We start from the raw sequence: 12,397 nt of genomic DNA, 5'->3' as shown, positions 1-12,397 counted from the left end.
CTAGATTAACATTTGTTCTTTGGCTCGACCGATGAGTTCTGCTACCGTTTTGGCGTTGAACCTATCTTTCAGTCGACCGACATGGTACTCTACAGTTCGTTTGGAAAGACCAATTTCTGTTCCAATTTCTTGGTAGGTTTTCCCGTGGCCAAGAAGGGTCAAAATTTGTTTTTCCTTTTTGTTTGCCACTTTACCGTCTTGGGGTTTGCGGTTGAAACTGAGTTTTAAGTTTTTGGAATAAACTGTTTTTCCGGAAGCAATTTCATTTAGGTTTTTGGTGAGACTACTCAAATCATCACTTTTTAAAAGATAACCATCGACACCTGCTTCTATGGCTGAATGAACAATCGGTTGTTCATCGAGCATGGTGAGTGTAACCACTTTCAAATGAGGATGTTCCTTTTTCCAATCTTTCACCATATTGAGCACGTTCTCGCCTGGGATTCGTAAATCTAGGAGAACAAAGTCGGGCCTAGTATCGTTTAAGAGAGGGGCAATTTGAGATGAATGTTCTGCCTCACCTACGACTTCAAAATCAGCCGAAGAGTTCACAACATGTTTTACGCCGACGCGTGTGACTGCGTGGTCTTCGACCAGTAATACCTTTTTTTTAGGTGTCATAAATTTCCCTTTTTATGGAACTAGGAACCATTTTGTCCCTAGCGTTTCTCCCTAGTAGACGAGGAGAATTGAAAATATTAGTACTATTCCGTTCCGTTTGTCCAGAAAAAATCGTGGGTCTATCTACTTAATTTTCTCTTGCAAATTCGCTAAATTCCCCCATTTTCAGAGAAATCCTAGGAGTATGAATGAATACTAAAGTAGAGAGTCTCAAAAAAATATATCTCTTCCAAAAGTTAAACCAAGACGAACTGTTACACATTGCCGAAAAAATCCGGGAAGTCCACCTACCTCCTAGAAATGTTTTGTACGATATGGGAGAAGAGGCAGAGTCCATGTACATTGTGAAGTACGGAACTTTGCAAATTTCCACTGCCACAAGCCACGGGGACGACGTAAACCTCATCACTCTCGGAGAAGGGGACCACTTTGGGGAATTGCCTTTTTTTGATGATGAAAAACGATCTGCAAAAGTAGAAGCCAAAGAAAATTCCGAACTTTATGAACTTCGCTACGCTGATCTGCAAGATATGTTTTCCAAAAACAAAGAAATGGAGCTCAAATTCTATAAGGAAGTGACCCATTATTATATTCGCAGACTCCGAAAGTTAACCCATGACCTGGCATACGCCCGGGAACTTAGGAAACGTTTCGCATAAGAGACCTGCCAAAGCTAAGAGATTGGAAAAACCGGGATAAATCGAGATTTTTTATCGACTACTATCGAAAAAACCTTTTCCATTCCTCAGTTTCTACTTAATACAGCTAAGGAATGGGTTTTGGATTCCGATACTATTTACGTAGGCAGGGAGAAGGAATGCATGGTGGACCCCGAAATCCTAACCGAGAAGATCGTAACACAAAATAAGACCTTCTTGGTGGATTTGAAGAAAAACCAGGCTGGATTCTACCTGAAAGTATCGGAGTGGTCGAATAGCAAAAAATCCTCGATCTTTCTTCCGGCAGAAGGAATCGATCGAATGATCGAAATCTTGAATCAATTTAAAAGCCGGATATCCGATAATGAGAATACGAAAGACCCGGAGTTAGGAGCCTTTTAGGAGTGAGTTTCATGGGGAAATTAGGAATGACCAAACTGTTGTTAGGCCTCTTCCTTTCAATAGGAATGTTGTACGCACAGGCAGATACTGGCGGACAAAATACAGCTAACACTGCAAATGATGAGGATAGCCCTCTTCGAAAAATCGTTTTAGATGATTTTGAAGAGGCTGAGGATTGGAGAGTCAAAGCTACCACTCCACTCGGAGAAACAAGAACTTTGAAACTCGTTCAACGCGGGCTCATCAAAGATGTATTCGATGAAAAAACCGTTCCAGAAGATGGTGGTGATAAAGTCGAAAAAAACCATATTTTAGGAGTCAAAACACATTTTGCTGCTAAAGGTTTGGATCGTGTGGAATTATATCCTCCTCATGAATACATCATCAAAGGGAAAGTAAGACAAATTTCCGTTTGGGTTCTTGGAAGAAAGTATAGACATACTTTATTCGCAAAATTTAGAGATTATAAAGACGTAACACATAATATCCGTTTGGGTCGTCTGGATTTCTTCGGATGGAGAAAACTGACTGCGACCATTCCAGGTTTTATCCCACAAAGTACAAGATTTGCACTTTTAGATAAAAACCTTCACTTCGTTTCTCTTTTTGTGACATCTGATGTTCACGAAGTAGCAGGGGACTTTTACTTTTATGTAGATGACCTCCAAGTGAGAACCGACAGATCTGAAGCAAAATACCCTGGATCTGAAATTAAGGACAATTGGTAAGCGGGAGAAGGGAACAATGGAAAACAAAAAATCAAAAATCCTAACATTACTTGCTCTATCGTCCGTCGCGCTAATTGGTTTTGCCCAAGCACAATATAAGGTTTCAAATGGGGTCGCAACTCCAATCGGAAACGATATTGCAGCAATGGAACTCAAAGCCATCACTATCGAATCATGGGACTCTCCCGTTTCTTCTGCGCCTTACGGTTGGGAAGTATTCACTGACAAAGATGGTGTGAATAAAGATGGCACGGGCGACATGAAATATGATGAGAACAACAAATATTCTCCAGTTCTCAATGACCCGGTGAAGTCTCCTCTTGTGATGAGAGAAGTGAAACTAGTTCCTGGTAAACCAGGCGACGTGAAAAACGTAGATGCAGGAAATGCAAAAGTTTTGGCGGTGAAGTTTCAGTTTACTTTTCCTGGAAATAACGTAGTGACAGTTCGTCCACCACGTTCCCCAGAATATGAAATCACTCGTGCAAGACCTTATATCGATGCGGACAACAAAAAGAAATTGGAAAAAGTTTATGGGATTGAAGCTCCCGGAAACGTAAAAGCCATTTCTGTTTGGGTTCTCGGTCGTGGCAATGAATATGACTTAGAAGGTTGGATCGAAGATTATAATGGCAATAGCCATATTTTTCCTTTTGGATCTTTGGACTTTGTGGGTTGGAGACCGCTTCATATCACTATCCCTCCAGGAATTCCACAAGAGGCAAATGCCTTCCCAGCAACCAGAAACTTAATTTTTAAACAGTTTAAGATTCGTTCAAGACTCAATACAGGTCCTGAAACGGTTTACCTTTTCTTTGATGAACTCCGAGTCCTTGCGGATACATTCGAAGTTCACTTTGATGGGGCAAACTTAGACTTTGATGAAGAAGATTGTAAAACCAAGGTCAAAATGGAGCAAATGCTTCAGAAGTCTGGTGCGATCTCCACAGGTGCGAAAATTCGCGATTGTGGTGGAAGTAACGGGTCTTCCCAAAATAAGTAGTTTCCTTATTCACTCCAAGGGACTGCCTTTGGGACCAGGAAAACCCAGCCATTCGGCTGGGTTTTTTGGCTTTACAGAATCGAATGGACCTAAAAAATGAACTCTAGGACTGTTCTTTTCGCGGATTCATCGCTAAATTTACCGTAACAACTTTATAGGAACTTTGAACACCCTTTATTGGAAATACGAAGAGGGAGATTCTTTTCATGCCTGATACTATTACCGAAGACAAATCAAACAAAATCGCCGACAACGACAAACTTACCCCTCTTTTTAATGAGGAAATTTATGTGCGTGCTGACGCAGGAACGGTTCCCGTTTCTAAATTCAAAATCTTTGACGATGTCATTGATGCATATAAGGCAGAAAATCGTTTAGCGGAAGCTAAACAAAAAATTGAAGATCATTTCAAAGAACATCCTGAGTCAATCTCCGCCAAATACATGTTAATGATTATTTCTTTCATGGAAGATTCTATGGGAGATGCCAATTTGGTGAAGAATATTTTGGATTCTTTCAAAGCTCACGCTAAATGGACTATCATTGAATATATTACTGATTCTATTTTGCGATTTGGTGATCATAGACTAGCACTTCGTGTGAAAGCAGAGGCACTTGATAAACTCAAGAAAAACAAAGAACTAAAAACCGTTCTTGAAAAATTAGCAAAACAAGATCGCAAAAACCCAGAGATCGCAAAAAAATATGGTTTTTCCATTATGGAAGAGGACAAACCAAAAGCGATCTCCTATCTCAAACTTGCCGTTGAGATGTATGCCAAAAATAAAGAATACGTTCCGATGGAAGAAATTTGGCCTACCATCGTTCAAAACAATTATGAAGACGTAGCTTTCTTCGACAAAATGGAACGTATCCTTCTTGGACAAAGAGAAAAAACTAGATTAGTTGGTCTCCTATATCCAATCGTTGAACCTTTTAAGGCGATGGAAGATTGGGACCATGTGATCTACTTCCTAAAGAAAATCTTAGAACACGAACCAGCCTCTCAAAAAGCAAGAAACGAACTCATTCGTGCTTACAAACAAAAATACGTAGCACATTCACTTCTAGAAGATTTCCTTAAAATGAGTGAACTTGGTAACAACCGTAAACCGGTAAAACTTTGTATCACTAACTTCGAAAGAAATATCGTTTTTGATACTGGTAACTATGTAATGCATAGAAATTGGGGTGTTGGTAAAATCACTTCTATCTCCCAAACCGGTGATTCTATCTTTGTTGATTTTGAAGAGAAAAAGGATCATAAACTATCGATCCAAATGGCGATCACTTCACTAAAACCCCTGAAGAAAGATCATATTTGGGTGCAACATTACGAAGACAAACAAAGTATCAATACGATGTTTGCTGAAAATTTACCTGAATTTTTAAAACAACTTCTAAAGTCCTATGACAACCGAATGATCATTGGAGACATGAAGAACGAACTCATTGGTACTTTCTTAAAAGCTGATGAATGGTCGAAATGGTGGGCAAAGGTAAAATCGGTTCTTAAAAAAGAAGCGAATATCGGAATGAATCCAAAGAAAAAGGATGAAGTGGTTTATCATGAAAAACCAATCACTCATGCCGAAACTTTGACTCAAAAATTCCAAGCTACCACTGATGCTAATAAAAAATTAGAAATTGCTATGGAAGCGGTTCGTGATGCTGAGGAAGCCGCAGAAGCTGCTGATTTTTTCATTTCCCATTATATTGAAGAAGAAGCGGCAAGAGATTCCGTTCGTAAACTTTCTGCTTATCTTTACTTAGAGGAAGCTGGAAAAGCATGGCCAACAGAAGAATTCTCGCATAAGATTCGCGAACAAGAACTTGCTTCTCTGATCCAGTCTCTTTCGAAAGAAGACGCATTGAAAATTTCCAAAGCCTTGGAAAACACTGATATCAAAAAGGGATTTAAAGATCTGATTCGTGCTCATCACCCAGAAGCAATCAACATTCTGATTGGACTTCTTTTTGAAGTTCCAGTCAAGGTAAACCGATCGGTTTTCCAAAACTTAGTCTCAGATGAAAAGTTTGCCGAACTCAATTTGTTTGTTGAGACTGTTTGTAACAAATCCAAAGAAAACCCTGAAGTTTTCCTCTGGGTGGCAAAATCCATTCTCTCCCATACATGGAAGTTTGATTGGTTGAAGGTAAGTGAAGAAGATTTGGTTTTGCGAGTGTTCCGAATTTTGAAGCCACTTGCCAAAATCGAAGACAAAGGAACTAAACTTAAAAACCAAGCAATGGATATTTTGTTTGGTAAAGACAATAGCCTTCTTCGTGACATCCTAACAAACGCAGACGACGAGTATGTTCGTAAACTATTTGCTCTATTTAAAGAAGTTCCTTATGTCACTGATTTAGAAAAAGACCAACTTTATGCTCTTATCAACGAACTAAAACCAAACATTGTTTGGGATGAGTATGATTCAGAAGAAGATGCAGATGATGATCCTTTAGCAAATCTTCCAACAGATGTAGTTCTTGTGACTCGTCGTGCTTTTAATGCGAAAAAACTTGAATTTGAACATCTTGTAAACGTTGAGATGGCAGAAAACTCTCGTGATATCGGTGAGGCCCAAGAAAAAGGGGACTTAAGAGAAAACGCAGAATACAAAGCCGCGATGGAAAAACAAGCTCAATTACAAGCGGCCATCAAACGTTTGGAAGCAGAACTTAAGAGTGCAAGGATCCTTGACTTAAGCGATGTCAAAACTGACAAAGTGGGAATCGGAACTACCGTGCGTTTGAAAAACAAACAAACCGGAGAAGTGGTAACTTACTCAATTCTCGGAGCTTGGGATGCAGACACGGAAAAGAATATCATTTCTTACCAGTCTCCACTTGCAAAATCACTTCTTGGAAAACACACTGGAAACGAAGCAACTCTCGTATTCGGTTCAACCGAAACGGTTTACGAAGTATTAGATATCGCTCGTTATTCCATGACAGGACAAGAGGCCTGAAGTTCCTCTCCCCAACCGTGAGTAGAGATTAAATCCACAAACGGTTCGGAAACATTTCCGGCGAAGTCAAAGGCCTTAGCTTCCAAAAGAAGATAAGGCCTTTCTTTTTGTAAACTTTTGGGAATGGTGACTCGAATGGCACGCCTATCAGGGTCATATTCATAAGGGTAAGGTTGGCCATCCATTGTAAGCTCTACACTGGTTCTAAATCCGCTCCCGGTATCCCCTAGTACATAATACCGATCTTCAAAACAATGATTTCTTACTTCTGGTAGTTCAATATAACGTGCAAGCGAAGTCATAGGAAAAATCGTGGGTGGTGTTTCGTCACTTAAAACCATAATATAGCCAAGTTTAGTAAGTTTAAAACTAAACCCGTTTGTTTTTTTCTTTTGTGTGATGGATTGGAATTTGCCTATGGATGAATCATAGAAATAAAGTGATTCTTTGTTTGTAGGCATATAACCAATATTCCATTCTCCGAGTCCTTCTCCCTTCCAACTCATTTTTTTTGTATCGATTTGGTAAATTTTTCCTTTAAGTGGCAAACCTACTGGGATATTAAAGGGAATCTCTTTTTCGTTAATCTCCGTTATAACTAAAGTTCCTTCACCAGATACTTCTGTTTTGGTTAAATCCAAATTAATTTTCCCATCATTTGAACTGTATTTGTTTCCCGTTTTTTTGTTTTGGGATAAACGGTTTGTTTCCGTTTCGTTTTTTTTATGAATTACTTTAAAAAATACGGATGATTTGTTCCCTGTAGCATCTCGTAGAGATAATTCAAGTTGTAATGTTTCATTGGGTTTGTATCCCTCTAAATCTAAAGAATATCCTTCTTCCTTAAAGTTTTTTGACTGTTCATACATATGATAAAAATAAACAGGTGGGGCAAGCGATGATCTATTGATATCGTAAAACTGGTGTTTTTTGGAGCCATCTTCGTAAGACAAAAAATCAAAACTTCGACTAAAGATATGTGACCCATTTACAGATACATCCATTCCATAAACATTGTTTTTGTTTCTGGAACGAATGAAATCATACCCACTCATTCGAAAACGAACCTTTCCGGTAAGGGGAATGGACTCAAATATTTCTCCCGTATCTGTATATAAATCATACATACCTTTTGTTTTTTCTTTTGCATTGAGTAAGATGGGTTTTTCTAAATGATCTCCTTCTAAATATAGAGATAAAATCGTGGGGGGAGTTGTATCTTTTTGGTGGATTTCAGGAAAGTAAAGGGGATTAATAATTCCTTTTTCTGATCGAAATTCCAGATGTAGGTGGGAAATTCCCGATCCAGATTCACCTGTTTTGCCGAGGGCGGTTCCTTTTTTTGCAGAAAACATTCCCGGTGGAAGTTTGAGTTGGAATCCTGTCGGGTCTCCCATTAGAAGTAAGGCCCGGCGAAGTAATTCTAAATCATACAAATTACCACCAAAGGAATGTAAGTGGGCGTATTTGGATTTGAGTTTGTATTTAGGACTGTAAAGATTTAGAGAAAGGCCATAACCTGTTTTAGAATAACTGATTTCTTCAATATAACCATCGAACGTAGCTAATATGCTATGACCATTGAGACCGTAGGATTTAAAATCGGAACCTAAGTGTAAATTGTGATTTCGGATTTCGGCAAAAGTTCCAGATACAGGAGAGTAATAAGGGAGAGGAAAACCTACTTCACTTGGGGGAATCTCTGGAATTTTTGTTTGGCTTCCAATTGCCAAAGGAGAAAAACAAAATAAAAAAATGAGACAACGCAAACGAAAAATCCTCATGGTAGAATGAGAATCCTCCTACTTCCTTTGTCATGTCTTTCCTGAAATCTAATGAATTTCCCCTCATGTCGATTCCCTTGACAAACTAGACTTGAGACTTAGGATGACAGGGAACATTTCTCTATGAAACAAGGCATTTTATCCTTACTTATCTTCGCCTTTTCTGGTTGTGCCTTTCTATCCAAGGAGCCGGGAAGACCTCCCAAAATCGATGGGGTTCCCGTCCCTGATTCCAAAAGGATGATCTACATTCAAAACGTGAGAAACAATACCTACTCACCAGGAATGCATACGCGCCTCACCCAAATGATTATGGAAGAAATTGACAGACGAGGAAGGTTTATCACAACCAGAGAAAAAACTCTCGCGAAATACCGGTTGTATGCAGAGATTGTTCACTACCAACAAGTCGGAGATCTTATGGATCTTGCAGACAGACAAATTACCTCGGAACTGTTTGTAGTCACTCGGGTGGAAATCATTGAGGCAGAGACGGGCAACAAAATCCCGATGGAACGCAGTGAAATTCCTGGACGGGTTCATTTTTCTACTCAGATTGGATTTCGGGAATCAGAATTGGAAGCTCAGAATCGCCTGCTTAGGGTGATGGCACTTCGAATCGCTGAAGAATCAGAAAGAGCCTGGTATTATTCTCTTTCTGGAAATTTGAATTAAGTTGAATCATTAGGAGATAAACCTTGCAAAACGATCCGATTTCCAACGACGACACAAAAAAAGAAATGCTCGCCTTTGAAGAGTATTTGAAAGAAAAAGGACTAAAAATAACCAACCAACGTTTGTTAGTTGCGCAGAAGATTTTTTCATCCCACAATCATTTTACCGCTGAAGGTCTTTTGGACGAACTAAAAGACAATAAGGATAGAATTTCCAAGGCCACAATTTACCGAATTCTTGCCATTATGGTAGAAGCCGGATTACTCGAAGAACACGATTTTGGTAAGGATTACAAATACTACGAACATATCATTGGTCATGAACATCATGACCACATTATCTGTATGCAATGTGGCCGTATTGTAGAGTTTATCGACGAACGAATTGAGGAACTACAGAACAAAGCAGCTTCAGAAAATGGATTTACCATTACTGGGCATAGTTTGAATATTTTTGGTAATTGTTTGAACTTTGCCACTTGCGAACATAAAATTAAAAAATAGTGTCTTCTATTTTTACAGAAAAATCAAAAGACCCTGGATCTTACGCAAGAACTGGAACGCTTATACTTAACGGGGTTCAAATAGAGACTCCCATTTTTATGCCAGTGGGAACAAGGGGAAGTATCAAGTCGCTTTCTTCCTCTGACATCGATGAACTCGGTTACAATTTAATTCTTGCTAACACCTATCATTTGTATTTAAAACCTGGGAAAGAGGTTTTAGATCATTTTCATGGCCTAAAAAACTTCATGTCTTACAAAAGGGCATTACTCACCGATTCAGGTGGATTCCAGGTCTTTAGTCTTGCCAGTCTTTTTAAATTTGAAGAAGACGGAGTTCGGTTTCAATCTCATATTGATGGAAGCCATCACAGGTTCACACCTTCTTCTGTCATTGATATGCAACGATCCATTGGCTCCGATATCATGATGGTACTTGATGATTGTGCGCCTTTTGGTAGTGACCTGAAACGATTGGAATTGGCCTTGGATCGAACTCACCGCTGGGCTAAGGAATCATACAACTATTGGATGGAAAACCCGGGTGGACAAAATGTATTTCCGATTGTCCAAGGCGGTGTGAACGAATCTTTAAGAAAAAAAAGTTTAGATACATTACAAAATATAAATTTTCCAGGAATTGCCATTGGGGGCCTCAGTGTAGGGGAACCGAGACCGGAATATATTCGAATTTTAGAATGTATGGCACCGTTTTTCGACAAGGCTCGCCCACGTTATCTAATGGGTGTAGGGACCGTTGTCGATATTTTAGAAGGAGTAAAGAACGGGATCGACATGTTTGATTGTGTCCTGCCGACAAGAAATGCGAGAAATGGCCAAGTATTCACCTCTCAAGGCAAAATCAATTTGAGAAATGAATCACATCGATTCTCTGAGAGCCCTATTGATCCTGAGTGCGGTTGTAAGGTATGCACAACATATAGCCTTGGCTATATTCGGCACTTACATAAGGTGAAGGAACTCTCTGCCTTTTCGCTCTCAACGTATCACAACTTATATTTTATGCAAAGCTTCATGGAAAAGATGCGAAAGTCCATAGAAATAGGCAAATTTCAGAGTTTTTATGACCATTGGAAAAATTTGTTTGGTAGCTAAAATTATTAGGTTGACGTATCTCTTTTTTTTGAATGCAATTGTACCGTCATTTCTACATAGATTGTAGCTTCATTGAGGAGTCTCTAGACACACATGGAAATTACCAGAAGGGAAAAAGATAAAATCGTAGTCCTCGATATTAACGGGGAAATCGACCTTTATAACGCGCCTGAGATCAAGGATGTAATCGCTAAATTGATCGAAGAACAAAAGTATTGCATCGTCATCAATCTCGAGAAGGTATCCTACATCGACTCTTCCGGAATTGGAGCTTTAATTTCAAGTTTGTCCAACTTGAAGAAATACCAAGGTGGGCTTAAAATTATCAACGTAGCAGGTTCTGTTCGTAAGGTATTTGAACTCACCAAGTTGACTTCATTTTTTGAAATTTTCGACAGCGAAGACGAAGCCGTCACAGCTTTTAAGTAACAGGGGAAGCGTATTTTGCGCTTCTCTCTTACAAAATCCCCCCGAAGAACATTAAGGAGTTTGTTATGTTAAGAAAGAAAAAGACAGCGGTCTTTCTCTCTGGATTGGTATTGTTTTCTATTGGATTCGTTAATTGCGCTCAAGAATTGCCTCTAAAAGAACTAGCCCTTGCAAAATCGCAAGTAGAAAGAGCGGAAAGACTTTCAGCAGAGGAATTTGCACCAGAAGAATATTCTGAAGCCAAAAAAAGTTTGGCATCTGCCAATGAATTTGCCGCAGAAGAGAAGGCATCTGATTCTAAAAAAAGTGCGGACTATGCCATATCAAAAGCTTATGATGCTTTAGAAAAAACGTTACCAAAACTTGCTGCTAAATCTCGTGAAGAAGCAGTGGCTGCCATTGATGCAGCAGACGAAGCTTATGCTACCGAATTCTCTCCTGAAGAGTTTAAAAAAGCGGTTTCTGCTCGTGATGCTGGGGAAACAAAATTAGCACAAGCGGATGCAAGTCTTGCTTCTTACCTTCGTGAAGACAAAGACGAAACTGCAAAAGAATTAAAACGCACGGTTGCCTTACAGGAATATGAAGATGCTCATAATAGTTTTGTGGAAGCTACAAAGATTAGTTTAGACGCAAAAAAAGTGGCTCTCGACAGGTCTGGATCTATTCGTGGGTCTGCTGACGAAGTAGATGCTCTATTAGAAAAAGCTTATACTTATTCCAAAGGCGGAAATCCTGCTGCTATTGATGAAGAAAAAGCAAAAGTGGCTTCTGCACGTGAAGACATTGAAGCTGGTCGATTAAAAACTGCTGATGAGAAAATTAAATCGGCTCGTTTAGCTTCCGCCTCCCTATTGGCAGATGCCGTGAAAGATCACGCTAAAAATCGTAACTTACAAGCACGTGAAGTGGTGGAAGATGCGAATGCTCGGTTTAGTGAGTTAAACGCAGAAACTTACCTTAAATCAAATGCAAAAGAATCTTATGCAAGTACACAAGAGAACTTAGGAGCTTCTAACGAGTCTCTTAAAGCTTCTGAAAATCTTTTAGAGCAAGAAAAATACGACGATTCAATTGCTCAGTCCGAAGAAGCCATTCGTTTGGCCGAAATCTCGATTGACCAAATCGAAACTTTAAAAGGGAAAACTGCAGTAACGAAAAAAGATCGTAAAACAGTGGAAACAGATACTACCACTACTGCAACAACTACCGATGAAACAACAGAGAAAGCTTCTTCGTCACAGATTGAAGAACTGACTGGCGGATGGAAACGTTACACTGTAGAGAAATCAAATCCTGCTGATTGCCTTTGGAGAATTGCTGATAGGGAAGATATCTATAATGATGCTAAACTTTGGCCAAGAATATTTGAAGCAAATCGTAAGTCGATTCGTAACAAAAACTTAATTTATCCAAAACAAAAATTGAATATCCCTCCTAAAACAGGGAAAATTGGAAAAGCTCCTAAACAATAAACAAGGTTTAGGTGAAAGGAAAAAAAGCTGT

General features: G+C 39.3%; 12 protein-coding genes. 10 read left to right on the top strand and 2 right to left on the bottom strand.

What is annotated here, in order from left to right:
- Positions 1-621, bottom strand: a complete 621-nt coding sequence (locus ND811_RS13340) for a response regulator transcription factor (RefSeq protein WP_265352607.1) — start codon at positions 619-621, stop codon at positions 1-3.
- A gap of 188 nt (positions 622-809) precedes the next feature.
- Here ND811_RS13340 and ND811_RS13335 point away from each other — a divergent pair, with 188 nt between their 5' ends.
- The 5 genes from ND811_RS13335 to greA all read left to right on the top strand — a co-directional run bounded on the left by ND811_RS13335 (position 810) and on the right by greA (position 6,385).
- Positions 810-1,280 carry a cyclic nucleotide-binding domain-containing protein gene (locus ND811_RS13335; protein WP_265352608.1) on the top strand — a complete coding sequence of 157 codons (471 nt, stop codon included), beginning with the start codon at positions 810-812 and terminating at the stop codon, positions 1,278-1,280.
- Between the two features lie 165 nt (positions 1,281-1,445).
- Complete coding sequence (locus ND811_RS13330) at positions 1,446-1,682, top strand: DNA-binding protein (RefSeq protein WP_002975368.1); 237 nt, start codon at positions 1,446-1,448, stop codon at positions 1,680-1,682.
- An 11-nt stretch (positions 1,683-1,693) separates the two neighbouring features.
- A complete protein-coding gene (flaA2, locus tag ND811_RS13325; protein WP_015680398.1) occupies positions 1,694-2,410 on the top strand; it encodes a flagellar filament outer layer protein FlaA2 in 717 nt (238 codons plus the stop codon).
- Positions 2,411-2,426: 16 nt separating this feature from the next.
- Positions 2,427-3,413: a flagellar filament outer layer protein FlaA1 gene (gene flaA1, locus ND811_RS13320; protein ID WP_265352609.1), complete on the top strand. Its 987-nt coding sequence runs from the start codon at positions 2,427-2,429 to the stop codon at positions 3,411-3,413.
- Positions 3,414-3,619: 206 nt separating this feature from the next.
- Entirely contained in the window at positions 3,620-6,385 is a 2,766-nt protein-coding gene (gene greA, locus ND811_RS13315) for a transcription elongation factor GreA (RefSeq protein WP_265352610.1), read from the top strand.
- Here greA and ND811_RS13310 read toward each other — a convergent pair.
- Complete coding sequence (locus ND811_RS13310) at positions 6,358-8,169, bottom strand: M23 family peptidase (RefSeq protein ID WP_265361183.1); 1,812 nt, start codon at positions 8,167-8,169, stop codon at positions 6,358-6,360. The two genes, greA and ND811_RS13310, sit on opposite strands and share 28 nt — an antisense overlap.
- A 123-nt stretch (positions 8,170-8,292) precedes the next feature.
- Between ND811_RS13310 and ND811_RS13305 the strand changes: the two genes are divergently transcribed.
- From ND811_RS13305 to ND811_RS13285, 5 genes are all read left to right on the top strand, one after another.
- Positions 8,293-8,844 (top strand): LPS assembly lipoprotein LptE, encoded by a 552-nt coding sequence (locus ND811_RS13305; RefSeq protein ID WP_265352612.1) that lies wholly within the window; start codon positions 8,293-8,295, stop codon positions 8,842-8,844.
- A 65-nt stretch (positions 8,845-8,909) separates the two neighbouring features.
- Complete coding sequence (locus ND811_RS13300) at positions 8,910-9,347, top strand: Fur family transcriptional regulator (protein WP_051012788.1); 438 nt, start codon at positions 8,910-8,912, stop codon at positions 9,345-9,347.
- Positions 9,347-10,462 (top strand): tRNA guanosine(34) transglycosylase Tgt, encoded by a 1,116-nt coding sequence (gene tgt / locus ND811_RS13295; RefSeq protein WP_265352613.1) that lies wholly within the window; start codon positions 9,347-9,349, stop codon positions 10,460-10,462. Before ND811_RS13300 ends, tgt begins: the two co-directional genes overlap by 1 nt.
- Before the next feature lie 93 nt (positions 10,463-10,555).
- Positions 10,556-10,891 carry an STAS domain-containing protein gene (locus ND811_RS13290; RefSeq protein WP_002975418.1) on the top strand — a complete coding sequence of 112 codons (336 nt, stop codon included), beginning with the start codon at positions 10,556-10,558 and terminating at the stop codon, positions 10,889-10,891.
- Positions 10,892-10,956: 65 nt separating this feature from the next.
- Positions 10,957-12,366: a lipoprotein LipL71 gene (locus tag ND811_RS13285; protein ID WP_265352614.1), complete on the top strand. Its 1,410-nt coding sequence runs from the start codon at positions 10,957-10,959 to the stop codon at positions 12,364-12,366.
- The last annotated feature ends 31 nt before the right edge of the window (positions 12,367-12,397 follow it).

The organism is Leptospira soteropolitanensis, assembly GCF_026151655.1.
GTDB lineage: Bacteria > Spirochaetota > Leptospiria > Leptospirales > Leptospiraceae > Leptospira_A > Leptospira_A soteropolitanensis.
This window is presented reverse-complemented; position numbering and strand designations above follow the sequence as displayed.